This is a genomic window from Streptococcus merionis DSM 19192 (assembly GCF_000380085.1).
Lineage (GTDB): Bacteria > Bacillota > Bacilli > Lactobacillales > Streptococcaceae > Streptococcus > Streptococcus merionis.
Window position 1 is genome coordinate 118,866 of record NZ_KB904556.1, and the last position, 26,817, is coordinate 145,682.

20 protein-coding genes are annotated in these 26,817 nt (G+C 43.7%); 19 read left to right on the forward strand and 1 reads right to left on the reverse strand.

The genetic code is table 11. The annotated features are described in order from the left end of the window. Nucleotides 1-64: 64 nt before the first annotated feature. The 3 genes from tsf (at nucleotide 65) to A3I5_RS0108515 (ending at nucleotide 4,283) form a co-directional block, all read left to right on the forward strand. A complete protein-coding gene (tsf, locus tag A3I5_RS0108505) occupies nucleotides 65-1,105 on the forward strand; it encodes a translation elongation factor Ts (protein ID WP_018374172.1) in 1,041 nt (346 codons plus the stop codon). Nucleotides 1,106-1,388: 283 nt separating this feature from the next. Further along, nucleotides 1,389-1,844 (forward strand): CtsR family transcriptional regulator, encoded by a 456-nt coding sequence (locus A3I5_RS0108510; RefSeq protein WP_018374174.1) that lies wholly within the window; start codon nucleotides 1,389-1,391, stop codon nucleotides 1,842-1,844. A 9-nt stretch (nucleotides 1,845-1,853) separates the two neighbouring features. Continuing rightward, entirely contained in the window at nucleotides 1,854-4,283 is a 2,430-nt protein-coding gene (locus tag A3I5_RS0108515; RefSeq protein WP_018374175.1) for an ATP-dependent Clp protease ATP-binding subunit, read from the forward strand. Nucleotides 4,284-4,644: 361 nt separating this feature from the next. Here the strand turns inward: A3I5_RS0108515 and tyrS are convergent, their stop codons facing one another. Then, a complete protein-coding gene (tyrS, locus tag A3I5_RS0108520) occupies nucleotides 4,645-5,904 on the reverse strand; it encodes a tyrosine--tRNA ligase (protein ID WP_018374176.1) in 1,260 nt (419 codons plus the stop codon). Between the two features lie 367 nt (nucleotides 5,905-6,271). On the opposite strand from tyrS, the gene pbp1b reads away from it, so the two are divergent. From pbp1b to A3I5_RS0108610, 16 genes are all read left to right on the forward strand, one after another. Beyond that, the gene (gene pbp1b / locus A3I5_RS0108530; protein ID WP_018374178.1) at nucleotides 6,272-8,773 is read left to right on the forward strand and encodes a penicillin-binding protein PBP1B; all 2,502 of its coding nucleotides are present in this window, start codon (nucleotides 6,272-6,274) and stop codon (nucleotides 8,771-8,773) included. A 910-nt stretch (nucleotides 8,774-9,683) separates the two neighbouring features. Further along, nucleotides 9,684-13,268, forward strand: coding sequence for a DNA-directed RNA polymerase subunit beta (gene rpoB, locus A3I5_RS0108540; protein ID WP_018374180.1), 3,585 nt, complete (start codon nucleotides 9,684-9,686; stop codon nucleotides 13,266-13,268). 155 nt (nucleotides 13,269-13,423) lie between these two features. Next, nucleotides 13,424-17,053 (forward strand): DNA-directed RNA polymerase subunit beta', encoded by a 3,630-nt coding sequence (gene rpoC, locus A3I5_RS0108545; protein WP_026216999.1) that lies wholly within the window; start codon nucleotides 13,424-13,426, stop codon nucleotides 17,051-17,053. A 620-nt stretch (nucleotides 17,054-17,673) separates the two neighbouring features. Continuing rightward, on the forward strand, nucleotides 17,674-18,315 hold the full coding sequence (locus tag A3I5_RS0108550; protein ID WP_018374182.1) for an amino acid ABC transporter permease: 642 nt from the start codon (nucleotides 17,674-17,676) through the stop codon (nucleotides 18,313-18,315). A gap of 9 nt (nucleotides 18,316-18,324) precedes the next feature. Next, entirely contained in the window at nucleotides 18,325-18,957 is a 633-nt protein-coding gene (locus A3I5_RS0108555; RefSeq protein WP_018374183.1) for an amino acid ABC transporter ATP-binding protein, read from the forward strand. Nucleotides 18,958-19,041: 84 nt separating this feature from the next. Next, nucleotides 19,042-19,875: an amino acid ABC transporter substrate-binding protein gene (locus tag A3I5_RS0108560; RefSeq protein WP_018374184.1), complete on the forward strand. Its 834-nt coding sequence runs from the start codon at nucleotides 19,042-19,044 to the stop codon at nucleotides 19,873-19,875. A gap of 328 nt (nucleotides 19,876-20,203) precedes the next feature. Then, nucleotides 20,204-20,560 (forward strand): DUF1033 family protein, encoded by a 357-nt coding sequence (locus tag A3I5_RS0108565; RefSeq protein ID WP_018374185.1) that lies wholly within the window; start codon nucleotides 20,204-20,206, stop codon nucleotides 20,558-20,560. Between the two features lie 121 nt (nucleotides 20,561-20,681). Beyond that, on the forward strand, nucleotides 20,682-21,623 hold the full coding sequence (comGA, locus tag A3I5_RS0108570; protein WP_018374186.1) for a competence type IV pilus ATPase ComGA: 942 nt from the start codon (nucleotides 20,682-20,684) through the stop codon (nucleotides 21,621-21,623). Continuing rightward, nucleotides 21,553-22,587 (forward strand): competence type IV pilus assembly protein ComGB, encoded by a 1,035-nt coding sequence (comGB, locus tag A3I5_RS0108575; protein ID WP_018374187.1) that lies wholly within the window; start codon nucleotides 21,553-21,555, stop codon nucleotides 22,585-22,587. Before comGA ends, comGB begins: the two co-directional genes overlap by 71 nt. After that, complete coding sequence (comGC, locus tag A3I5_RS0108580; RefSeq protein ID WP_018374188.1) at nucleotides 22,587-22,889, forward strand: competence type IV pilus major pilin ComGC; 303 nt, start codon at nucleotides 22,587-22,589, stop codon at nucleotides 22,887-22,889. The genes comGB and comGC overlap by 1 nt, the downstream gene beginning before the upstream one ends. Continuing rightward, a complete protein-coding gene (gene comGD / locus A3I5_RS0108585) occupies nucleotides 22,849-23,295 on the forward strand; it encodes a competence type IV pilus minor pilin ComGD (protein ID WP_331711864.1) in 447 nt (148 codons plus the stop codon). Before comGC ends, comGD begins: the two co-directional genes overlap by 41 nt. After that, a complete protein-coding gene (gene comGE, locus A3I5_RS0108590; protein ID WP_018374190.1) occupies nucleotides 23,288-23,560 on the forward strand; it encodes a competence type IV pilus minor pilin ComGE in 273 nt (90 codons plus the stop codon). Before comGD ends, comGE begins: the two co-directional genes overlap by 8 nt. Then, nucleotides 23,538-23,981, forward strand: coding sequence for a competence type IV pilus minor pilin ComGF (gene comGF / locus A3I5_RS0108595; protein WP_018374191.1), 444 nt, complete (start codon nucleotides 23,538-23,540; stop codon nucleotides 23,979-23,981). The genes comGE and comGF overlap by 23 nt, the downstream gene beginning before the upstream one ends. Then, nucleotides 23,959-24,486, forward strand: a complete 528-nt coding sequence (gene comGG / locus A3I5_RS0108600) for a competence type IV pilus minor pilin ComGG (protein WP_018374192.1) — start codon at nucleotides 23,959-23,961, stop codon at nucleotides 24,484-24,486. Before comGF ends, comGG begins: the two co-directional genes overlap by 23 nt. Before the next feature lie 19 nt (nucleotides 24,487-24,505). Beyond that, nucleotides 24,506-25,459: a class I SAM-dependent methyltransferase gene (locus A3I5_RS0108605; protein ID WP_026217003.1), complete on the forward strand. Its 954-nt coding sequence runs from the start codon at nucleotides 24,506-24,508 to the stop codon at nucleotides 25,457-25,459. Nucleotides 25,460-25,515: 56 nt separating this feature from the next. Then, nucleotides 25,516-26,706: an acetate kinase gene (locus A3I5_RS0108610; protein ID WP_018374194.1), complete on the forward strand. Its 1,191-nt coding sequence runs from the start codon at nucleotides 25,516-25,518 to the stop codon at nucleotides 26,704-26,706. Nucleotides 26,707-26,817 lie beyond the last annotated feature (111 nt).

Consider the following 26,817-nt stretch of genomic DNA (forward strand, 5'->3'; position numbering starts at 1 on the left):
TTGAAACAACCTAAGGGGGCAGGGCGAAGCCCAGTCCCTTATTTTTAAAAAGGAGAAAAAGACAATGGCAGAAATTACAGCTAAGCTTGTAAAAGAATTGCGTGAAAAATCTGGTGCTGGTGTCATGGACGCTAAAAAAGCATTGGTTGAAACAGATGGAGACATTGACAAAGCGGTTGAATTGCTCCGTGAAAAAGGGATGGCAAAGGCAGCTAAAAAAGCCGACCGCGTCGCTGCTGAAGGTTTGACAGGCGTTTTCGTTGAAGGTAACACTGCTGCAGTTGTTGAAGTTAACTCTGAGACGGACTTTGTTGCTAAAAACGACCAATTCGTGGCCTTGGTTAAAGAAGCTGCTGAAGTAATCGCTAAAGGTAAACCAGCTAGCAACGAAGAGGCTCTTGCTTTGACAGTTGCTTCTGGTGAAACATTGGAAGCAGCCTTTGTGACTGCGACAGCTACTATTGGTGAGAAAATCTCGTTCCGTCGCTTTGCCCTTATCGAAAAAACTGATGACCAAGTCTTTGGTGCTTATCAGCACAATGGCGGTCGTATCGGCGTTATCTCAGTGATTGAAGGTGGCGATGAAGCCCTTGCTAAGCAAGTATCAATGCACATTGCTGCGATGAAACCAACTGTGCTTTCTTACACTGAATTGGATGAGCAATTTGTGAAAGACGAGTTGGCACAGCTTAATCACAAGATTGAGCAAGATAACGAAAGCCGTGCTATGGTTGACAAACCAGCCTTACCACTTTTGAAATATGGCTCAAAAGCGCAGTTAACTGAAGATGTTTTGGCTCAAGCAGAGGCAGACATCAAGGCTGAATTGGCTGCTGAAGGCAAACCAGAAAAAATCTGGGATAAAATCATCCCAGGTAAGATGGATCGCTTCATGCTTGATAACACGCAAGTTGATCAAGCTTACACGCTCTTGTCACAAGTCTACATCATGGACGATAGCAAGACAGTTGAAGCTTACCTTGACTCAGTAAATGCTAAAGTCGTTGACTTCAAACGCTTTGAAGTTGGTGATGGTATCGAAAAAGCTTCAAACGATTTTGAAGCAGAAGTAGCTGCAACAATGGCTGCGGCACTTGGTCAATAAGAATCAGTAAAGAGAGTGGGCCAGACTGCCATCATGGTTGTCTGTCTCACTCCCTTTTTTCTGTTTTTGGGCGGTTACAAAATGACCCCAAAACAGGGAATAGCATCAAAAATTGGATACCATGAAATCTATGTTAATTTTAATTCAGGAGAGTGTTTTTTGTTAATTGAGGTAATTTCTTGAAAGAATACAGCTACTCATAAGCTTGATAGCAGCTTTCCCTTTCCAAATCCTCCTTTTTTCGGTATAATAATAGTCAAAGATAGTCAGAGGAGGTGGTTTTGTGGAACCTAAAAACACATCTGATAGTATTGAAGCTTATATCAAAAAAATGTTGGCTCAGGCAGGCTATGTAGAACTGAAACGTAGCGAAGTAGCAGCTTCTTTTCAGGTTGTGCCTAGCCAGATTAATTATGTGATTAAGACCCGCTTTACTGAGAGCAAGGGATATGTCGTGGAAAGTAAGCGCGGTGGCGGTGGTTATATCCGTATTGATAGGATTGATTTCTCTGACCAGCATCACCGCTTGGAAGGTTTGCGCCTTAGCCTTGGCAATCAAATTAGTCAGGCTGTTTTCAACGACATCATCCAGATGCTTTTTGAGCAAAATTTGATGACAGAGCGTGAAGGGAACGTGATTTTAGCTATGAGCACCGATGAGGTCCTAGGAGAGCACGCTAGCACTATTCGCGCTAGATCCTTGAGACGAATTATCCAGCAGTTAGATAGAAAAGAGTAAGAAGTCAGTATGAAATTATCACACGGTATGAGAACAGTCTGGGAAGATGGACAGATTTTAGCCCAGCGCTACGGCTGCCAGTCGGTTGAAACTTGGCATATTTTGCTGAGTTTTGTTGGCAATTTAGAGTCTATCGCTGGTGCAACTTTGCATGATTTTGATTTTGACTATAGTGATTATGAACAAGCAATTTATGCAGTGACTGAAAAGGAAATGTTGGAGGAAGTCGGGGATTTTGATGTGCTTCCTCATTCCAAACGCCTCCATAACATCACTGAGTTTGCCAAATCCATTGCCCAAACCTTGAAAGCTAAGGAACTTGGAACAGAACATCTCCTGTTAGCTATTATTTTGGATCACTCTTCCTTGGCCAGTCGTGTGCTGGAAGAGGTCGGTTTTGCTAGTGAGCAGGGTGATCACGACGTCACGATGATCGATTTGCGTAAGAATCTAGAGCATAAAGCAGGGATTACTAAGACGGATATCAAAGCCATTCGCTCCATGCTCAAGGGCAATTCCGGCAGTCCCAAGGGGAATATGGCAAACATGATGGGAATGCCTAGCACACCAAGTGGAGGTCTGGAGGACTATACCAGAGATTTAACGGAGGCGGCTAGGCAGGGTGAGATGGAGCCTGTTATTGGACGTGACGCAGAAATTTCCCGTATGATTCAGGTTTTGAGTCGCAAAACCAAGAACAATCCTGTCCTAGTTGGAGAGGCTGGTGTTGGAAAAACAGCTCTAGCTTTAGGACTGGCTCAGCGGATCGCTGAAGGTAAGGTGCCAGCCAAGTTGGCCAAGATGCGAGTATTAGAATTGGAGCTCATGTCTGTTATTGCTGGAACTCGTTTTCGTGGAGACTTTGAAGAGCGCATGAACAATATCATTGAGGATATTGAAGCTGATGGGCAGGTTATTCTCTTTGTTGATGAGCTTCATACTATTATGGGCAGCGGTAGTGGGATTGATAGCACGATGGATGCGGCCAATATTCTCAAACCTGCCTTATCGCGTGGAACTCTCCACATGGTTGGAGCGACAACTCAAAATGAGTTTCAAAAGCATATTGAAAAAGATGCTGCGCTATCACGTCGCTTCGCTAAGATTACAGTAGATTCGCCATCTGAGGCTGATGCTGTTAGCATCTTGCAGGGGCTGAAGGCTACCTATGAAAACCATCATCAGGTCTCTATTTCAGATGAGGCGGTAGAAACGGCAGTTAGGTATGCTAAGCGCTATCTGACCAGTAAGAATTTGCCAGATTCAGCTATTGACCTTTTGGACGAGACAGCAGCAACGATGCAAAACAGGGCAAGTCATGCTGGTGTGCAACCTGAATTGACCGACCTTGATCGCGCTCTTATGGCTGGTCAACTGAAAAAGGTCTCGCACCTCCTTAATATCGGAGAAGATTTCTCGGTAAATGAAGTGACGGAAGCAGATATCCTAGATACCCTAAGCCGTCTGTCAGGTATTCCGGTCAGTAAGTTGACCAAGACTGAGGCCAAGAAATACCTTAACTTGGAATTGGAATTACATAAGCGGGTTATCGGTCAAGACGCTGCTATATCAGCAGTTGCTCGTGCCATTCGCCGCAATCAATCAGGTATTCGTCAGACCAAGCGCCCAATAGGCTCCTTCATGTTTTTGGGACCAACAGGTGTCGGCAAGACCGAGCTAGCCAAGGCTTTGGCTGAAGTTCTTTTTGACGATGAATCTGCCCTGCTTCGTTTTGACATGTCTGAGTATATGGAAAAATTTGCAGCGAGTCGTCTCAACGGTGCTCCTCCTGGTTATGTCGGTTATGAAGAAGGTGGCGAGTTAACTGAAAAGGTCCGCAACAAGCCGTATTCTGTCCTCCTTTTTGATGAAGTTGAAAAAGCCCACCCTGACACCTTTAATATTTTGTTACAGGTTTTGGATGATGGCCAATTAACGGATAGTCGTGGTCGCAAAGTTGATTTTTCCAATACTTTGATCATCATGACCTCAAACCTTGGAGCAACAGCTTTACGGGATGACAAGACGGTCGGTTTTGCTAGCAAGGACCTTCGCTTTGATCATGCCAATATGGAAAAACGAATTTTTGAAGAGCTCAAGCGCCATTATCGCCCAGAATTTCTTAACCGCATTGATGAAAAAATCGTCTTCCATAGCTTGACAGCTGAAAACATGCAAGAAGTCGTTAAGATTATGGTTCAACCAGTGGTGATGAGTCTTGAGGAGAAAGGCATTAGGGTCAAGTTGCAACCATCTGCTCTTAAACGTTTGGCAGAACTTGGCTACAATCCTGAAATGGGGGCAAGGCCGCTACGTCGTGCTATTCAGACAGAGATTGAAGACCCGTTAGCTGAAAAGCTCCTCTCAGGCGATTTAACGACTGGCCATCTTCTCAAAATAGGCATTAAAAACAATGCTTTCAAGTTTGACATTGCGTAGTTGAGCTACGAAAAGAGCTAAGTAAAAATTTAGCTTGTTAGACGAAATACAAAAAACTGCATGACGCTAACGTTTACTGAACGAGAGTGTCATGCAGTTTTTATTCTTTATGGAAGATGTTGAACACAGGAGATTGTTTTTTGAAGGAATGTTACCGTGCCGAAACTAACTATAAGTTAAGTTGTAGAAAAATTAGACTTGACTGACAGTGTTGAGCTATGTATCCAGATGAAAGCTTTTCTAAAACCCGTATTGATCCGTAATGGCTTTTGTAAGCTTTCTACATCCGCCTAAGGAAATCCAAGGCGATACGTTTGTGGTAAAAAATCAAGGTTTTAACACACTAAAACAGAATTTAGAGTTAGTCAAATTTTAGGACAAAGTATTTTTTCTTACCACGGCGGACAACGGTGAGTTCACCATCGATCTTATCGCTGTCAGATAGACTGTAATCCAAATCTTGGATACGCTCACCGTTGATATAAATAGCACCGTTTTGGATATCTTCACGGGCTTGGCGTTTTGAAGTAACAATGCCAGAAGTCACCAAGAGCTCAACGATGTTGAGGTCGTCTTCGGTTTGGACCGTGTAGTTAGGCACATTACTCAACCCCTGCTTGAGTTCGCTAGCAGAAAGTCCTTTGATATTGCCGGTAAAGAGCTGCTCAGTGATATTAAGAGCTTGCTGGTAGGCTTCTTCACCGTGAACCAAGGTTACGACTTCACGAGCCAAGACCTTTTGAGCTAGGCGCTCATGGCGAGCTGTGTTAAATTCTTTTTCAATCTCAGCGATCTCATCAAGCGTTAGGAAAGTGAAAATTTTCAAGAAGCGTACAGCATCTTCGTCCATGACGTTGAGCCAGAACTGGTACATTTCATAAGGACTGGTCTTGGTGGCATCAAGCCAGATAGCATTTCCTTCAGACTTTCCAAATTTTTTACCGGTTGAGTCCGTGATGAGCGGTACAGTGATGACGTGGCCGGTTTTATCAGCTTTGCGGCGAAGAAGTTCAGTGCCAGCAGTCATGTTGCCCCACTGATCAGAGCCACCGATTTGAAGGGTCACATTGTGGGTGCGATTGAGTTCGTAGAAATCATAACCTTGCATGATCTGGTAGGCAAACTCGGTGTAGGAAATCCCTGTTTCAATCCGTTTTTTGACAGATTCCTTGCTCATCATGTAATTGACAGTAAAGTATTTGCCGACATCACGCAAGAAGTCAATGAAGCTGATAGAGGCAAACCAGTTGTAGTTGTTGGTCATTTCAGCCTTGTTATCACCATTTTCAAAATCAAGGAAACGAGAGAGCTGGCTTTGGATTTTTTTCACCCAGCCATCAACGGTTTCTTTGGTTTGAAGGCTGCGCTCTGTATCTTTAAAAGAGGGATCACCGATGAGCCCTGTCGCCCCACCAACAAGAGGAAAGGGTTTATGGCCGGCCAATTGCAAGTGTCGGCAGACAAGGATGGGAACGAGATGTCCGAGATGAAGGCTATCAGCGGTTGGATCGTAGCCAGAATAAAAAGACACGCTCCCTTCTGTCAAGGCTTTTTCGAGAGCTTCTTCGTCAGTCGTTTGAAAGACCAGACCGCGAGCTTTGAGTTCTTCAAAGATGTTCATTGGCTATTCTCCTTTATGTGTTAAGATATAAGATCATTAAAAAACGTGAAAAACAGGTGATAAGTTCTAAAACGCTGAAATTGGTTGAGATGGATCGTTTAGAAAAAACAGATTAACTTGCTATCTTTGGTCACTTTTTAGGCGCTAAAGATGGCCTGGCCTAATCAACTGTGCGAGGTGGGAAAACGAACTCTTTTTTGATTGCTTAAGTTCTTTCCCACTTCCAAGGCGACGCTGACGACGTTTGAATTTGATTTTTGAAGAGTATTACTCTTAATTCAGTAATGTTTCCATTATATCACAAATTATTTGCGATTGGTGAAGAATTACAAAAATATGGTATAATAAGGCAGATAAGGAGTTTTTAATGGCAAAATTTGATTTTGAGAAATTGAAAAACATACAGAATAATGAAAAAGTAAAATCCTTCACATCAGGAGTGACCTCCTTCTGGAAAAAGTCAGGCCTTGCTAAAGTATCGCCAGTATTAGTCAAAATTTTAGGTGGTATTAAGGTTGCCTTTAATAGTGTTTTTGTTATTGGACTTTTGCTGGTTTCTTTGGGAGCTGGTGCGGCGCTTGGTTATATTGGCAGTCTTTTTGAAGAAGTTGAAAAGATGAACCAAGCTACTCTTGTAAAGCGGGTGAGTGAGGTGACTGGAGTTTCCAAGTTGACTTATGCTGATGGCAGTTTGATATCAGAAGTCAAGTCAGATCTTTTGCGTCAGGAAGTTCCTAGTGAGCAGATTTCATCCTATCTAAAGCAAGCGGTGATTGCTACTGAAGATGAAAATTTTGAATCGCATCAGGGTGTTGTTCCTAAAGCTATCTTTCGGGCAGCGCTTGGTTCTTTAGGATTAGGCTCTTCAAGTGGCGGATCTACTTTGACCCAGCAGTTAATCAAGCAGCAGGTTGTCGGAAATGAATTGACCTATTCCCGTAAGGCAACAGAGATTATTCACGCTTTGGAGCTGGAAAGAAATCTGACTAAAGACGAGATCTTGACACTTTACCTTAACGTATCCTCTTTTGGGCGCAATCATCATGGGCAAAATATCGCGGGTGTTGAAGAAGCTGCTCAAGGGATTTTTGGGGTGTCTGCAGCAGAACTCTCCATTCCCCAAGCAGCCTTTATCGCAGGTTTGCCACAGAGCCCCATTGTCTATTCGCCTTATGCGTCTGATGGTACTCTAAAGTCGGCAGAAGGCCTTGTCTATGGATTGGGACGAGCTCATGATGTGTTATACAATATGTATCGCACAGGGGCTCTCACAAAAGAAGAGTTTGACATCTACTCCGCCTACGACATCACCCAAGACTTTCTTCCAGGAGAACCGATTGTTAGCGATAGTGGCGATTACCTTTACTACGCCGTTATGGAGGAAGCTGAGTCAATTGTTTATGACTTATTGATCCAACGCGATCAGGTTTCTGAAGAAAAGTTACAGCAGGCTGAGACCGTTCAGACCTATAAGGAAATGGCTAGTCGGGAATTGAGTTTAGGTGGTTACACGGTTTCCACGACTATTAATCCTGCGGTATATCAAGCCATGCAACAAGCGGCTAATGCCTACTCAGGTGTTCTACAAGATGGTACTTCTACCGTTGAAGTTGGAAATATTCTCCTTAACAATAAAACAGGAGCGGTTATTGGTTTTGTGGGGGGCTACAACTATGCGAGCAACCAAGTCAATCATGCCCTAAATACTTATCGTTCACCAGGGTCTAATATCAAGCCGATACTGCCTTATGCCATAGCGATTGACCAAGGCCTAATGGGGTCAGCCTCAATGGTATCCAACTATCCAGCGACCTATGCTAGTGGTCAAAAAATTATGCATGGTGTCAGCGCTGGGACCAAGATGGAGACACTGCAAGAAGCGCTCAATCAATCGCAAAATATCCCCGCTTATTGGACCTACAAACTTCTTAGAGATTCAGGCATTAATGTTCAATCCTACATGGAAAAAATGAATATTTCTATTCCAGAGTATGGTATTGAAAGTTTGCCGTTGGGGTCTGGTGCTGAAGTTACGGTTGCGCAGATGGCTAACGCTTATCAGACTATAGCTAATGACGGGGTTTACCAGAAATATCATATGGTAGATAAGATTACCGATGAAAGCGGAGAAGTCATCTACCAACACCAATCAGAACCCGTCCAAGTTTTCTCTAAAGCAGCAGCAACCATCATGCAACAGCTTCTCAGAGGACCGATTACTTCTGGAGCGACAACTTATTACCTCAACCAATTGCGAGGTCAAAATGGAACGCTTGCTGGAGCTGATTGGATTGGGAAAACAGGGTCAACAGATTATTATAAAGATGTTTGGCTCAGCTTGGCAACGCCGACAGTGACTCTCAGTGGCTGGGCAGGCCATGATGATAATACGGCTATGCCTGATGACACAGGTTATAACCGCAATGCCCAGTACATGGCACGCTTGGTAGCGGCGATCTATGCAGCTGATCCGGGAGTATTTGGCAATATCGGCGAGCGTTTTGAATTGGATTCTAGCGTTATTGCCTCTCAGGTCCTGACAGCGACAGGGCAACGGCCAGGTCAGGTGACCATAAATGGCAGAACGTTCACGGTTGGTGGTGAGACAACTACAAGCTATTGGGCTAAAAATGGTGCTCCAGTTACAGGTTACCGTTTTGCCATTGGTGGTACCGATGCAGACTATGCGAGGGCTTGGGGAAGTATCGGGGGAAATAGTGAGCAGAAAGATGACGAAGAGGAGAAGGACAATAAAGAGAGCGAGGAAACCAGCTCTTCATCTAGAAATGATAGGACTGAGAGTTCTGAGGAATCTAGTAGTAGTAGGTCGTCCTCATCTGATTCGGCTGAGGAAGAAGCAGAAGAATAGCCTTCTTCGTTTAGACCCTGTGATTACAGCTTGACCTTACTTTCCGTTACCCGTCGGTTGTTTCGAGGCTAAGCTAAAAGGACTCCTATTAAATCAGTATTCTACAATCTTAGTCAACTTTTTGGGGATGGGACGATGAAGTCGATTTCTGTCTCATTCCCACTATGCTTTAATCAAGAAAAAGCTCAGCTTGCAATGGCTTGGAGACTTTCGAGATATGCTTGAAAATGAAAAAGCCTCAGCTCGTCAGAGTTGACCCCACTCTTCAAAAATTGCCTTGGTGTTCGAAAAACGATTATTTGCATCAGAGCCTCCTACTTGTGGAGCTAAGCTAACTTTCATCAAATGATTGAGTGAATGCTGGTCTTGGAAAAAGCGGGTTAAGTTTGTCTTTGAAAATCAGCGCAAATCATTTGCAAAATCAGGCAAGATAATGTATAATAGTGAGAAAGATTTGTCGTGGTTTTGTTTGAAATATTGTCCAAATAAGACTTACAGCAGTTAAATCCAACTGAAACGGGGAGATTTAGCTGCTCTTTTTGCGCCTGTTTTTAGGATTTTTTGCATTTGTTACACAAATTTAAAATTTCTAAAAATTAGCGTTTAAAAAGGACTAAAACTTAATAGGAGAGTTGAACAAAAGTATCCAGCTTTCTCTATTGTTATCGTTCAAGGAACGAAATGTAGCGCTTGGGAGAAGGAACAAGGCTTAGCCTTTCTCTCGGCGCAGTTGATGAGGAGTCATCAACCACTGCTGGGACAACCAGTGTTACTACCGTAACTTTGCAGAAGTGGGTGTTCGGCAGATTGAAAAAACTGTCGGGGGATTGGTTTTTTAAGAAATGCCGATTTTATCCCACACTGCGTCTGACTGCTTGGTCAGTCTTATCTTAGAAAAGGAGCTAACAACTTGGCAGGACATGAAGTTCAGTACGGCAAACACCGTACCCGTCGTAGCTTTTCAAGAATCAAAGAGGTTCTTGATTTACCAAACTTGATTGAAATCCAGACTGATTCATATAAGGAATTTCTGGAGCGTGAACTGAAAGAAGTCTTTGAAGATGTTCTTCCAGTATCGAACTTCACAGACACCATGGAACTGGAGTTTGTGGGGTATGAAATGCGTGAGCCTAAGTATACCTTAGAAGAAGCGCGTCTTCACGATGCCTCTTACTCAGCACCGATCTATGTCACCTTCCGTCTGATTAATAAGGAGACAGGTGAAATTAAGACTCAGGAAGTCTTCTTCGGTGATTTCCCACTCATGACTGAGATGGGAACTTTCATCATCAATGGTGGTGAGAGGATTATCGTTTCTCAGCTGGTGCGTTCACCTGGTGTTTACTTCAATGATAAGGTTGATAAAAACGGTAAGGTTGGTTATGGGACAACAGTAATTCCTAACCGTGGTGCTTGGTTGGAGTTGGAGAGCGATTCCAAAGACATCGGTTATGCCCGTATTGACCGTACCCGTAAGATTCCGTTTACAACCCTTGTGCGCGCCCTTGGTTTCTCAGGTGATGATGAAATCTTTGATATTTTCGGAGATAGTGATATTGTCCGTAACACTATCGAAAAAGACTTGCATAAAAATCTGTCTGACTCACGCACAGATGAAGCTCTTAAGGAAATCTATGAGCGTCTTCGTCCAGGGGAACCTAAGACTGCAGACTCTTCACGTAGCTTGTTGACAGCGCGTTTCTTTGACTCTCGCCGTTACGACTTGGCTGCGGTTGGTCGTTACAAGATTAATAAAAAGCTAAGCCTCAAGACTCGTCTTTTGAACCAGACGATTGCAGAATCATTGGTTGATCCTGAAACAGGGGAAATTTTGGTGGAGTCTGGAACGGTCTTGACGCGTCAAGTCATTGACTCGATCGCAGAGCACTTGGATGGTGATCTGAATAAAATCACCTATATTCCCAACGATTCTGCTGTTTTGACAGATCCTGTTGAATTGCAACGCTTCAAGATTGTGGCGCCAACGGATCCTGATCGCGTTATCCATGTCATTGGGAATGCCAATCCAGATGAGCGCAAACGTACTATTACACCAGCTGACATCTTGGCTTCTATGAACTACTTCCTCAACTTGGCAGAAGGTCTGGGCCGTGTCGATGATATTGATCACTTGGGGAATCGTCGTATTCGTGCTGTTGGAGAGCTTTTAGCTAATCAAGTACGGATCGGTTTGACGCGCATGGAGCGAAATCTGCGAGAGCGCATGTCTTCTCAGGACAATGAAGTTTTGACACCGCAAAGCATTATTAATATCCGTCCAGTAACTGCCGCAGTGAAAGAGTTCTTTGGTTCTTCTCAGTTATCACAGTTCATGGATCAGCACAATCCGCTTTCTGAGCTTTCACATAAACGCCGTTTGTCAGCCTTAGGGCCTGGTGGTTTGACCCGTGACCGTGCTGGTTATGAAGTGCGGGACGTGCATTACACTCACTATGGTCGTATGTGTCCGATTGAAACGCCTGAAGGACCAAACATTGGTCTGATCAATAACTTGTCGTCTTACGGACACCTTAACAAGTACGGCTTTATCCAAACACCGTATCGTAAGATTGACCCAGAAACCCGTCAAGTGACAGATGAAATTGTTTGGTTGACAGCGGACGAAGAAGATGAGTTTATCGTAGCTCAGGCTAACTCACCACTTAAGGAAGACCGCACATTTGCCACTGAAATTGTTATGGGGCGTCATCAAGGGAACAACCAAGAATTTCCAGCTGACCAAGCGGATTTCATGGACGTATCTCCTAAGCAGGTAGTTGCCGTTGCAACAGCGTGTATTCCGTTCTTGGAAAACGATGACTCCAACCGTGCCCTCATGGGTGCTAACATGCAACGTCAGGCTGTGCCGCTCATTGATCCGAAAGCGCCTTATGTTGGTACTGGTATGGAGTATCAAGCAGCCCACGATTCAGGTGCAGCGGTGATTGCTCAGCATGAAGGTACTGTTACTTACGCCGATGCCGATAAGGTAGAAGTGCGTCGCGAAGATGGCTCACTCGACATTTACACCGTAACGAAATTCCGTCGGTCGAACTCAGGTACAGCCTACAATCAACGCACACTTGTTAAAGTTGGCGATAAGGTTGAAAAAGGCGATTTCATTGCGGATGGTCCTTCTATGGAACGTGGCGAAATGGCCCTTGGTCAAAACCCTATTGTTGCTTACATGACTTGGGAAGGGTATAACTTCGAGGATGCGGTTATCATGAGTGAGCGCTTGGTCAAGGACGATGTTTACACCTCCGTTCACTTGGAAGAGTACGAATCAGAAACCCGCGATACCAAGTTAGGCCCTGAAGAAATTACGCGTGAAATTCCAAACGTTGGTGAAGAAGCCCTTCGTCAGCTGGATGAGATGGGGATTATCCGCATCGGTGCAGAGGTTAAGGAAGGTGACATTCTTGTTGGTAAGGTGACACCTAAAGGTGAAAAAGACCTTTCTGCAGAAGAGCGTCTCTTGCACGCCATCTTTGGTGATAAGTCACGCGAAGTTCGTGATACTTCGTTGCGCGTGCCTCACGGTGCTGACGGTGTCGTTCGAGATGTGAAAATCTTTACCCGCGCTAACGGAGACGAACTTCAATCTGGCGTCAACATGCTGGTTCGTGTCTATATTGCTCAAAAACGGAAGATCAAGGTCGGAGATAAGATGGCCGGTCGTCACGGGAACAAGGGTGTCGTATCGCGTATCGTTCCTGTAGAAGACATGCCGTACTTACCAGACGGTACACCAGTTGATATCATGCTCAACCCACTCGGGGTACCATCACGTATGAATATCGGTCAAGTTATGGAGCTTCACTTAGGTATGGCAGCTCGCAACTTGGGCATCCACATCGCAACACCAGTCTTTGATGGCGCAAGTTCAGAAGATTTATGGTCAACGGTGAAGGAAGCCGGTATGGACTCAGATGCCAAGACTGTCCTTTATGATGGCCGTACAGGTGAGCCATTTGACAACCGCGTTTCTGTTGGTGTCATGTACATGATTAAGCTGCACCACATGGTTGATGACAAGCTTCATGCTCGCTCAACAGGGCCTTACTCACTCGTTACCCAACAGCCACTCGGAGGTAAAGCTCAGTTTGGTGGACAGCGTTTCGGTGAGATGGAAGTTTGGGCTCTTGAAGCCTACGGAGCATCTAATGTCTTGCAAGAAATTTTGACCTACAAGTCAGATGATGTAACAGGTCGTCTCAAGGCTTATGAAGCTATCACAAAAGGCAATCCGATTCCAAAACCTGGTGTCCCAGAATCGTTCCGCGTTCTTGTGAAAGAATTGCAGTCGCTCGGTCTTGACATGCGTGTCCTTGACGAAGATGACAATGAAGTAGAACTCCGTGACTTGGATGAAGGTGAAGATGACGATATTATCCACGTTGATGATCTTGAAAAGGCGCGTCAAAAAGCTGCGGCAGAAGCAGCTGCAGCCTTTGAAGCAGAAGAATCTGAAGATAAAACTGCGGATTCCTAACGAGGAGTAAGACTCTGTCTATGAAATGTAAGACTGAAGAGACGACCAACTTTAGTAGTTAGATGTCTCCTCAGTTATTGAGAGGACCAAGGGATAGCAGGTTTGTTCCTACCTTTGGTCTTGTCTCATCTGAAAGATAAAGAAAGGTATAACTAGTGGTTGACGTAAATCGATTTAAAAGTATGCAAATCACCCTAGCTTCGCCAAATAAGGTTCGTTCATGGTCTTATGGTGAGGTTAAAAAACCTGAAACCATCAACTACCGCACATTGAAACCTGAACGCGAAGGGCTTTTCGATGAAGTGATTTTTGGTCCAACTAAGGACTGGGAATGTGCTTGTGGAAAGTACAAACGGATTCGTTACAAGGGGATTGTGTGTGACCGCTGTGGGGTTGAAGTGACCCGTGCCAAAGTGCGCCGTGAGCGTATGGGGCACATCGAGTTAAAAGCTCCAATTTCCCACATCTGGTATTTTAAAGGCATTCCATCTCGTATGGGCTTGACGCTTGATATGAGCCCGCGTGCCTTGGAAGAAGTCATTTATTTTGCGGCTTATGTCGTGATTGATCCAAAAGAAACACCGCTTGAGCACAAGTCTATCATGACAGAGCGAGAATATCGTGAACGACTTCGTGAGTACGGTGCAGGCTCTTTTGTAGCCAAAATGGGTGCAGAAGCGATTCAAGATCTTCTTCGCCAAGTTGATTTACCTACAGAAATCGCAGCGCTTAAAGAAGAGCTCAAGACAGCTTCTGGCCAAAAACGGATCAAAGCAGTTCGCCGTTTGGATGTTTTGGATGCTTTCTACAAATCTGGCAATAAGCCAGAATGGATGATCCTTAATATCTTACCAGTGATTCCACCGGATCTCCGTCCGATGGTGCAACTTGATGGTGGCCGTTTTGCGGCATCTGACCTTAACGATCTCTATCGTCGTGTCATCAACCGTAACAATCGTTTGGCTCGTCTTTTAGAGCTTAATGCTCCAGGTATCATCGTTCAAAATGAAAAACGGATGTTACAGGAAGCGGTAGACGCTCTTATTGACAATGGTCGGCGTGGCCGTCCGATCACAGGACCAGGTAGTCGTCCCCTTAAATCTCTTAGTCACATGTTAAAAGGTAAGCAGGGGCGCTTCCGTCAAAACTTGCTTGGGAAACGTGTTGACTTCTCAGGGCGTTCTGTTATCGCTGTTGGTCCGACGCTTAAAATGTACCAGTGTGGTGTGCCGCGCGAAATGGCAATTGAACTCTTCAAGCCTTTTGTGATGCGTGAAATTGTTGCCCGTGAGTATGCTGCAAACGTTAAAGCAGCCAAGCGTATGGTAGAACGTGGTGATGAGCGCATTTGGGACATCTTGGAAGAAGTCATCAAAGAGCACCCTGTGCTTCTTAACCGTGCACCTACCCTTCACCGTCTTGGGATCCAAGCTTTTGAGCCAGTCCTCATTGACGGTAAGGCTCTTCGCTTGCACCCGCTCGTGTGTGAAGCCTATAATGCCGACTTTGACGGGGATCAAATGGCCATCCATGTGCCGCTTTCAGAAGAAGCACAGGCAGAAGCCCGTATTCTCATGCTTGCCGCGGAGCATATCCTTAACCCTAAAGATGGAAAACCAGTTGTAACCCCGTCTCAAGATATGGTCTTAGGAAACTACTACTTGACGATGGAAGATGCTGGTCGCGAAGGTGAGGGCATGGTCTTTAAAGATGCCAATGAAGCCGTTATGGCTTACCGCAATGGGTATGTGCACTTGCATAGCCGTGTTGGTATCGCAACAGACAGCCTCGATAAACCTTGGCTTGATGATCAAAAAGGCAAGATCCTGATGACTACTGTTGGGAAAATTCTCTTCAATGCCATCATGCCTGCTGAATTACCATACTTGCAAGAGCCAAATAACGCTAATTTGACAGATGGCGTTCCAGCCAAATATTTTTTGACACCAGGTCAGGATATTAAGGCTGAAATTGCTAAACTTGACATCAATCAACCGTTCAAGAAAAAGAATCTTGGTAACATCATCGCTGAAATCTTCAAACGTTTCCGCACGACTGAAACCTCAGCCTTGCTTGACCGTTTGAAAGACTTAGGCTACTACCATTCAACCTTAGCTGGTCTGACCGTAGGTATCGCTGATATTCCTGTTATCGAAGACAAGGAAAGCGTGATTGCTGAGGCGCATGACAAGGTAGATATGATTACCAAGCAATTCCGTCGTGGTCTTATCAACGATGAGGAGCGCTACAATGCGGTCACAGCAACCTGGCGTGAGACCAAGGAAATTCTTGAAAAACGCTTGATTGAAAAACAAGATCCGAAGAACCCAATCGTTATGATGATGGACTCTGGAGCCCGTGGTAATATCTCTAACTTCTCTCAGCTTGCGGGGATGCGTGGATTGATGTCAGCTCCGAACGGTCGTATCATGGAGTTGCCAATCCTCTCTAACTTCCGTGAAGGTCTTTCAGTCCTTGAGATGTTCTTCTCCACACACGGTGCCCGTAAGGGGATGACCGATACGGCCCTCAAAACTGCCGACTCAGGTTATCTGACTCGTCGTTTGGTTGACGTGGCGCAAGACGTGATTATCCGTGAGGATGACTGTGGTACAGACCGTGGTTTGGATATCACCTCAATCACAGATGGTAAGGAAATGATTGAGCCGCTAGAAGAGCGTCTTCAAGGCCGTTACACTAAGAAAACGGTTCGTCATCCTGAGACAGGTGAGGTGATTGTTGCAGCTGACAAGCTCATCACAGAAGATTTGGCCCGTCAGATTGTCCAGGCTGGTGTTGAACAAGTCACAATCCGCTCTGTCTTTACATGTAACACACGTCATGGTGTCTGCCGTCACTGTTACGGTATCAACTTGGCAACAGGTGATGCGGTCGAAGTGGGCGAAGCAGTCGGTACAGTTGCTGCGCAATCTATCGGTGAACCAGGAACACAGTTGACAATGCGTACCTTCCATACGGGTGGTGTAGCCTCTAACACAGATATTACGCAAGGTCTTCCTCGTGTCCAAGAAATCTTTGAAGCTCGTAACCCTAAAGGGGAAGCGGTCATCACAGAGGTCAAGGGGACTGTTACCGCTATTGAAGAAGATGCGTCAACTCGTACTAAGAAAGTCTTCGTCTCTGGTCAAACAGGTGAAGGTGAGTATGTTGTTCCTTATACAGCACGTATGCGCGTTGAAGTTGGCGATTCTGTCAACCGTGGTCAAGCCTTGACAGAAGGTTCCATCCAGCCAAAACATTTGCTTGAAGTCCGAGATGTCCTTTCTGTGGAAACCTATCTCCTCTCTGAGGTTCAAAAAGTTTACCGTAGTCAGGGTGTAGAGATTGGTGACAAGCACATTGAAGTAATGGTTCGGCAAATGCTTCGCAAGGTGCGTATCATGGATCCAGGTGATACAGACCTCCTTATGGGAACACTTATGGATATCACTGACTTTACAGATGCCAACCGTGAAGTTGTTATTTCAGGTGGTATTCCAGCGACAGCTCGTCCAGTTCTTATGGGAATTACAAAGGCTTCCCTTGAAACAAATTCATTCCTTTCTGCTGCGTCCTTCCAGGAAACAACCCGTGTTCTGACAGATGCAGCCATTCGTGGAAAACGTGACCATCTTCTTGGTCTCAAAGAAAATGTCATCATCGGTAAGATTATCCCAGCAGGTACAGGTATGGCTCGCTACCGCAATATTGAACCACAAGCTGTTAACGAAGTTGAACTCATCGAAGCCGAAGAGTTGACCGAAGAAATCGTTAGCCCAGAATAAATTCATTTCAATCAGAAATTTTAAAAAACCAGCGAGAAATCGTTGGTTTTTTAGGTATAAATGAGTAGCGTGATTGTGGTATCTAACTGGCGTTAAGAGTCTCAAAATAGCTAAAATACTTTAAAAATTATGGTTTAATAGTTGACAAAATTCGGGGGGGGGGAAGACGAAACGATGAAGTTAACCTCATAAAATCACGATTTCTTATACGCGATCTTCAATGATTACAAGTTTTTGGAGTGAGGGGAAGCCATCATGGCTATCTGTCTGACTCCTTTTCTATTTTCTTGTCTATACAATTTTTTATGTGCTTCAAGTCAAGTACACTAACAGTTTTTAGGAGAATAAGCTGAATAAGCGCACGCTATTGTTAACTTGGATTGTAAAACGACAGACAATCAGGACAATTTTTCTCAAAAGTAGAGTGAATCTAGAATTTTCCATGAAATGAATAGGTGTAGAAAGAACTGGGACAGCCATTCTGGCTATTTCAGCCAGTTCTAGCGGTTATGATCAAGAATCTGTATGCCCTCGATCCAATCGTCGAAATATTTGCAAAATAATCTAGTATAATTATGCCAAACATGGTATAATGGGAAAATATCGCGAGGAGGCTCTTTATGGAATATGTGTTACAAGTATTACCCAATCTCTTAAAGGGTGCAGGTGTGACCCTGCAAATCTTTGTTTTGGTCTTGGTGTTATCGATTCCACTTGGTATCGTTGTGGCTTTTTTGCAGCAGCTCAAATTCAAACCCCTGCAGTGGTTGATTACTGTATATGTCCTTGTTATGCGAGGAACACCCCTCCTTTTACAGCTGATATTTATTTACTATGTCCTGCCTAGTGTAGGAGTGACTTTCGATCGATTGCCAGCAGTCATCGTCGCTTTTACCCTCAATTATGCAGCCTATTTTTCCGAAATTTTTCGTGGAGGGATTGAAGCAATTCCAAATGGTCAATACGAAGCAGCCAAAGTCTTGAAGATGACACCGTTTCAAACGGTACGCTACATTATTCTTCCTCAGGTGGTTAAGATTGTTCTGCCAAGCATTTTCAATGAGATCATTACCTTGGTCAAGGATACTTCTCTGGTTTATGCTCTTGGGGTGGGAGATTTGCTCCTAGCGAGCCGTACAGCAGCTAACCGTGATGCTAGTCTTGCCCCTATGTTTATCGCAGGGCTCATTTACCTTTTGATGATTGGTGTGGTGACTTTGGTGTCTAAGCATGTTGAGAAGCGCTTTGATTATTACAGATAGGAGGCCGCTATGCTAGAATTACGTCATATTTCTAAACGCTTTGGAGATAAGCAGATTTTTGATAATTATAGTTTGACGATTCCAGAAGGTGCTATTGTGGCTATTGTCGGTCAATCTGGTGGTGGAAAGACAACCTTGCTTAGAATGCTGGCAGGTTTGGAATCCTTTGATTCGGGTGAGTTGATTTATAATGGCGAGCAGCTTCCGATAGAACATTTAGAAGAGCAAAACTTATTAGGATTTGTTTTTCAGGATTTTCAGCTCTTTCCGCATTTATCCGTCATGGAAAACTTGACCATATCACCGATTAAGGTCATGAAGCTACCAAAGGCTGAAGCTGAGGAAAAAGCACAGACTCTTTTACAGACATTGGGACTTTCTCAGCATGCCAGAGCTTATCCTTTTTCACTTTCTGGTGGCCAGAAACAGCGGGTGGCATTAGCACGCGCCATGATGATTTCTCCGCAGATGATCGGATTTGATGAACCGACTTCAGCCTTGGATCCTGAATTGCGCCTTGAAGTGGAAAGATTAATTTTAGAAAATAAAGCCTCAGGGATCACGCAAATCGTTGTCACTCACGACATGGCTTTCGCTGAAAACATTGCGGATCAGATCATCAAGATTGACCCTAAGCATTGATGATTTGGAGTTTCCGATTTTAGTCATTTTTAATAATGACAGTCATTTGAGTGATAGGGATTATTAATCAAAAGGAGATAGATGATGAACTTAACAAAGTGGATGAAGCAAATTTTTGTAATGATAGCTAGCTTGAGTCTGGTTGCTTGTGGCAGTCAGCAGGCTAGAAGAGAGACAGATTCTTGGCTTGAGATTGAAAAGGTTGGCAAAATCACTATCGGCTTTGACAATACTTTTGTGCCTATGGGATTTGAAGATAGCACTGGTAAGACTGTCGGCTTTGACATTGAGCTTGCGACAGCTGTCTTTGAGAAGTATGGCATTGACATCAACTGGCAGCCGATTGATTGGGACTTGAAAGAAACAGAGCTGAATAATGGCAACATTGACTTGATCTGGAATGGCTATACAGCGACAGATGCCCGTAGAGAGATTGTAACCTTTACAGATCACTATATGGCGAATAATCAAGTGTTAATCACTAAAAAATCTTCTGGGATTGATAGTGTCGCAGCTATGGCAGGCAAGGTTCTAGGTGCTCAGGCTGGTTCATCAGGTTATCAGATATTCAATGATGAAGCGCGTGTTTTGAAAGATATAGTTTCAGGAAACGATGCGACGCAGTATGCCACCTTTAATGAAGCTCTGATTGATTTGAAAAATGGGCGTATCGACGGGCTCTTGATTGACCGCGTCTATGCCAACTATTATCTGGAGCAAGAAGGTATCCTTGATGATTACAATATCATGCTGCCAGATTACACCAGCGAGGCGTTTGCGGTCGGTGCACGTAAGGCGGATGTAACTCTAGTCAAAAACATTAACAAAGCTTTCAAGGATCTTTATGCCGATGGAACTTTTCAAACCATTTCGGATAAATGGTTCGGTGAAGATGTTGCGGCCGAAGATATCAAGTAAGGCTATTGGAAAGAGCAGGACAAGCTCTAAAAACAGTCAAACTGCATGGAAACATCGTTGCGTAAACGTTAGATTCATGCGTTTTTTTAATTGTTTGCTGAGAATACGAGTGTTTAAAAATATAAGGAGAACATTAGCTTAGCTATTATTCGTTTCAGACTAAAATGAAGTGAGATTAGGAAAGCTAAACGTAATCGGATAGGCCTTTTTGAGTCAAAAGTGTACCATTCTTGCTTCAGTCAAATAAAAAGGTTTGTAGCTCTGCAAACAAATTCTTTTTCATTTTTCGGATTTTCAGCTATAATACTATACAAAGGAAGTATGAGATATGTATCAAGTGATTAAACTATTCGGTGATGTTGAGCCTTGGTGGTTCTTAGATGGTTGGGAAGAAAATATTGTTGCTTGTGAGTCCTTCGACTCGTATCCTGAGGCTGTCCAGTTTTATCAGTCTCAGTGGGCTAAGCTAGCGAAGCAATTTCCCCAAAAGGAAGAAAAGAGCGATCAAATGGTGGCTTTTTGGAATCCGAAGGAGCAGCGCTGGTGTGAAGAGTGTGGAGAAAGTCTCCAACAATTTCATTCCCTTTTTATCTTGTCTGAATCAGAGACTGTGATTCCTCTTTCTAAGGTTCATCTTGAGCAATCCGCTAAGCGCTCTTCTTGCCGTTTACGAAAGAAAGCTTAGGAGCTCTAACAATAAATTGGAAAAAGTTGATATTTTATCAGCTTTTTTATTTTTTTTTGCGAATAAATAGGTAGAGACATATGAACTCTGTAGAAATTAAAATGCTTGGAAAGGAAATATTATGGTACAAGAACGTGCAAGGCAACTAATTGCAGACGCTGTCAAAGAGCGGATTAGCGATCTTTATTTTTTACCGAAGGATACACACTTTGAGCTCTATTTGCGGAAAAATGATGAGCGACGGTTTGAAGGAGAATTTCCCTATGATGAAATGCAGGCGATTGTAGGGCATTTTAAGTTTGTCTCAGGGATGAATGTTGGAGAGAAGCGTCGCAGTCAGCTGGGTTCCTGTAATTACGATTATGGAGAGGGGACGATTTCTTTGCGCCTATCAACGGTAGGAGATTACAAGGGGCACGAAAGTATGGTCATTCGCCTTATTTATGATTTGGATTCAGACTTATCCTTCTGGTTTGAAAGTGTCCGCAAATTAGCTGATGATGTGAAAGGCAGAGGGCTATACCTTTTTTCGGGTCCAGTTGGGAGTGGCAAAACCTCTCTCATGTACCATCTAGCCCGTCAACGTTTTCAAGGACAGCAAGTCATTACGATTGAAGATCCTGTGGAAATCAAACAAGAAGATATGTTGCAGCTTCAGCTCAACGAAACGATCGGCTCGACCTACGATGAATTGATAAAATTATCCCTGCGTCACAGGCCAGATTTGCTCATCATTGGCGAAATTCGAGACAGTCAGACCGCGCGTGCAGTCATGAGAGCCAGTTTGACAGGTGCAACCGTCTTTTCTACCATTCACGCCAAATCAATCAGTGGGGTTTATGACCGCTTGATCGAATTGGGCGTCAGCCCCGAAGAGCTCAAAAACAGCCTTCAGGGCATTTATTATCAGCGCTTATTAGCAGGAGGAGGTGTGGTAGATTTTGCAAATCAAAACTTTGAGAAGTATCAACCGACCAAGTGGAACCAGCAAATTGATCAGCTTTTTGCAGCAGGACATCTCTCTGAGCGCCAATGGCAAAGCGAAAAAATTAAAACTGCTTAGGCAGAAGAAAGTCATTGCGCTTTTTAACAATCTTTTCAGCTCAGGTTTTAATCTGACAGAGATTATTGATTTTCTAAAGCGAAGTCAATTGCTGAGCGATCCGTATACAGATGTTATGCAAGAAGGTCTTGTAGCTGGTCAACCTTTCTCGGCCATTATGCAAAGGCTGGGCTTTTCAGATCAAGTGGTGACCCAACTCAGTTTGGCCGAACTTCATGGCAATCTTTCTCTATGTTTGGAGAAAATAGAGGCGTATCTGAGTCAGGTTCTGGTGGTTCGAAAAAAACTGATTGAGGTGGCCACTTATCCAGTAATCCTCCTAGGATTTTTAGTGTTACTGATGCTAGGGTTGAAAAATTACCTTTTACCCCAATTGTCCGATGGCAACCTTGCGACGGTGTTGATTGGTCACTTTCCGACAATCTTTTTAGGCAGTTTTGTTTTACTGTTAGTCGCAATTCTTGGATTAAAACTTTGGCTAAAACAGACTGCTCATCTACCAGTGGTGCGCTTTTTAGCGAAACTCCCTGGAATTGGTCGCCTAGTCCGCCTCTATCTGACCGGCTACTATGCTAGAGAATGGGGAAATTTGATTGGTCAGGGACTTGAGATGACCCAAATCTTAAATATCATGGTCCAGCAGCCGTCCCGATTGTTTGCGGAAATTGGTCAGGACATGCTCAAGAGCCTATCCAATGGTCAGGCTTTTCACGATAAGGTCAAGGACTATTCTTTCTTTGAAAAGGAGTTGTCTCTCATGATTGAATACGGTGAAGCCAAGTCTAAGTTAGGTCAAGAATTGGACATCTATGCTCAGGATTGCTGGGATCGTTTCTTTACCAAGGTCAATCAACTTATGCAGCTGATTCAGCCGCTTATCTTTATTTTTGTTGCTTTGATTATTGTGCTCATTTACGCAGCCATGCTCTTACCGATTTATAATAATATGGAGGTTCCTATATAATGAAAAAATTAAAAGAAAAACTATTGAAAGCTACTGTAAAAGGTTTCACACTTGTGGAGATGTTAATTGTCCTTCTAATCATCAGTGTTTTGCTCTTACTGTTTGTACCTAATTTGACCAAGCAGAAAGATAGCGTGACTAAGACAGGAAATCAGGCTGTTGTCAAGGTTGTTGAAAGCCAGAAAGAGCTCTATGCAGTGGCCAATCCTACCGCTGGAGAGCCAAGTGCAGAGACTTTGGCAAATGAAGGGTATATCACGAATGAGCAACTGGAAACCTATAACAAACACGTTGGTCAGTAGAGGAATCCAGAGCAGAGTTGGTGGTTTCACGCTCCTTGAGAGCCTCTTGGTGTTAGTCATAACTTCGAGCATGCTCCTTGTTCTATCCTCTCAGGTTAGACCGGTCTTTTCTCAAATCCGTCAACAACTGTTTTTTCTAGAATTTGAGCATCTCTACCGAGAAACTCAGCAGCTCAGTCAAGCTCAAGGTCAAAAGCTGACGCTGCAACTCACGACTAATCAGGTGACTAATGGTTATCAAGTGATTAACTTGCCAGAAGATATTATTGGACCAAACCAATCCATCGTTTTTGAAACTCATGGTGGCAATAACTCTTTGCAAAAATTGAGCTTTCAAACACCATCATCAACAGTTCATTATCAATTGTATTTAGGGAGTGGTAAATATCAAAAAACAAGTGATTAGAGGATACATCCTCCTAGAGTCCTTAATAGCAACAGCTCTCTTTGCCATGCTAGTAGGTCTAGTATTGACTGAAATTTCAGCAAGCCGCAAGCGACAGGAAGCTTATTTGCAACAGGAAGAAGCTTATCAGGTCGCTAAAATGGCTCTGCAAACGGGAGCCAGTCAGCTCAGTCTTAACAGTCAAGAAATCAGCGTTTCAAAAGCGGAGCACGGCTTAGTCATTAGTCAGAAGGGAGAGACAATTGTTAGCATTACTGAAAACTAGGCTCAAAGCATTTACGTTATTAGAATGCTTGCTGGCCTTGCTGGTGATTTCTAGCAGCCTTCTAGTTTTTGAGGGGCTAAGCCGCCATCTTGCGCAAGACGTTGTCTATCAGGCCACCAATCCAACTAAGGATTGGCTGGTCTTTTCAGAACAATTGAGGCAGGAATTGGATCAGAGTCGTTTGGTCAAGGTGGAAAACAACCGCCTTTATGTCAAAAAAGGGGAGCAGGAGTTAGCCTTTGCCCAGTCTAAAAAGAATGATTTTCGCAAGACTAACTGGTCTGGTCAGGGCTACCAACCTATGATACAGAACCTGAAAATGAGTTCGATTTCTGAGTCAGATGGCCTCATTCACATCAAATTAGTTTTTGAATCTGGCCTAGAAAAGGAGTTTGTCCATGCCATGGAAAAGGAACGTTAAGGCAGGTCTCATGCTCTATGCCTTACTTATGTTAACCCTGTTCAGCCTCTTATTACAATTTTACCTCAACCGTCAGGTGACTCTCGCTCAGACGAATCAAGCCAATGCTCATTCTCTGACAGCCTACGCGATGGCTCAGTGGACTAGGGACAAGGTGACTAAGGGTTTGGAAAAAGAAAGAACTGAGAAGATGGCAGAAAACCCAAAAGAGGTTGCAAAAGAAAGTGAACAAGAGAATGAAGGCCAAATAGAAAACGAAGAGCTTATCAATTCTACCGATCAAAAAGACAGTCAGCCTACTGAATCAAGAAATGATACGAATTCGCCCAATCATGAAACTGTAGATAAACAGCCGTCTAAAAACAAGGCATCCGAAGGACAGATTACTTTTGATAAAGGCATTGCTAACTATCATATGAAAAAAGCTCAGCTGAATGTTACCGTCTGGCTAAGCGGTGGTCAAGAGTTCTCGTATACCTTTCCTATCAATGGCGAAAAGCCTTGATTTTTGGTATGATGGGACTATGAATTTTGAAAAAATCGAAGCAGCTTATGAGCTGATGTTAGAAAATATCCAGTTGCTCCAAAACCAGCTGACAACTAATATCTACGATGCCATGATTGAACAGAATATGGCCTATATCAATAGTGAACGTACGGACAAAACCATTCTCAAAAACAATGCTAACCTGAAAAAGATGGCTTTATCCAAGGAAGAATGGCGCCGTGTCTACCAATTTCTCTTTATCAAAGCTAACCAGACCGAACCTTTGCAGTACAATCATCAGTTTACTCCAGATAGCATTGGTTTTATCTTATCTTTTATCATGGATAGTTTGCTGAGTGAGGAACAGCTCGAAATCTTAGAAATCGGCTCAGGAACGGGAAATCTAGCGAATACCCTTTTGAACAATAGCCAGAAAAAGCTGGATTACCTAGGAATTGAGCTGGATGATCTTTTGATTGACCTTTCTGCCAGTATGGCTGAGGTCATGGGTGCAGATCTTCACTTTGTCCAAGGAGATGCAGTGCGACCTCAGTTGCTCAAGCCGTCGGATGTGATTTTCTCAGATTTGCCTGTAGGCTATTATCCAGATGATCGCATTGCTAGTCGTTTTAGCTTGGCTGCCAAGGAAGGTCACACCTATGCCCATCATCTGTTGATGGCTCAATCCATTAAGTATCTCAAATCTGGTGGCTATGCCATTTTCCTTGCACCCAATAATCTTTTAACCAGCGCCCAGAGCTCTCTTTTAAAACATTGGCTTAAAGCTGAAGCCCAGCTAATCGCTATGGTGAGTTTACCAGAGACACTTTTTGGAAAAAAAGAGTTGGCTAAATCCATCTTTGTTTTCCAAAAGCAGGATGAAGAGAAGCAAGAAGCCTTTGTCTATCCTCTGAAAAGCTTACAAGATCCGGAGATTTTACGGCATTTTAGCCAGAGTTTTAAAAAATGGGCGTCTGAGAATGCAAAATAGTCTAAAATCTGATATAATGGTGGAAACGCTTTGGATTAAAAGGGGAATAAACATCTATGTCAAAAACAATTGCAATTAACGCTGGCTCGTCAAGTTTAAAATGGCAGCTTTACCAAATGCCTGAAGAAACTGTACTTGCTAAGGGGATTGTAGAACGTATTGGATTGGATGACGCTGTTTCTACTGTTAAATTTGATGGTCGCTCAGAGTCACAAACCTTGCCAATCAAGGATCATATTGTTGCTGTAAAGCTTTTGCTAGAAGATTTAAAACGCTTTGCAATCATTTCTGATTTTGCAGAAATCACTGGTGTTGGTCACCGTGTGGTTGCTGGTGGTGAGATCTTCAAATCATCTGTTCTTATTGATGATGAGGCTTTGCGTCAGATTGAAGAACTCTCTAGCTTAGCTCCCCTTCACAATCCTGCTAATGCAGCAGGTATTCGTGCCTTTAAAGAAATCTTGCCAGATATCACCAGTGTTGCTGTGTTTGACACTGCCTTTCATACAACGATGCCTGAGGTAGCTTACCGTTACCCAATGGCGGACAAATACTATACGGATTACCAAGTGCGCAAGTACGGTGCACACGGAACGAGTCACTATTATGTGTCCCAACAAGCTGCCGAAATGCTTGGCAAGCCACTTGAGGAGCTCAAATTAATCACCGCTCATATCGGTAATGGTGTTTCCTTGACCGCTATCAATGGCGGTAAATCTGTGGATACATCCATGGGCTTCACGCCACTGGCTGGACCGATGATGGGAACTCGAACAGGGGATATTGACCCAGCTATCATCCCTTACCTTGTGGAAAATGTACCAGAATTGGAAAATGCTGCGGATGTTGTTAATGTCTTGAACAAAGAGTCTGGTATCTTAGGTGTATCTGGCTTGACCAACGATATGCGCGACCTTGAAGCTGCAATGGCAGAGGGGGATGAGAAAGCTCAGCTAGCCTTTGATATGTTTGCAGATCGCCTCAAGAAATTTATCGGTCAGTACATGGCTGTTCTAAATGGTGCAGATGCTTTGGTCTTCACAGCAGGTATTGGCGAGAATGATACTTTGTTGCGTGAGAAAATCGTCAGCGAGCTATCTTGGTTCGGTATGGATATTGATCCAGCTAAAAATGTCTTTGGCAACAGCGGTGTTATCTCAACAGATGCTGCTAAAGTTAAGGTTCTCGTTGTTCCAACAGATGAAGAATTGGTGATTGCGCGTGATGTCGAAGCGCTTAAAGCCTAGAACCTGTATTTAAAAGTTGAAGCTGTTGGAATAAAAAGAGTTTCATATTAAAAAAATAAAATGGACAAAGTCGGATTTCAAATAACCGAAATCCGACTTTGTCCATTTTTG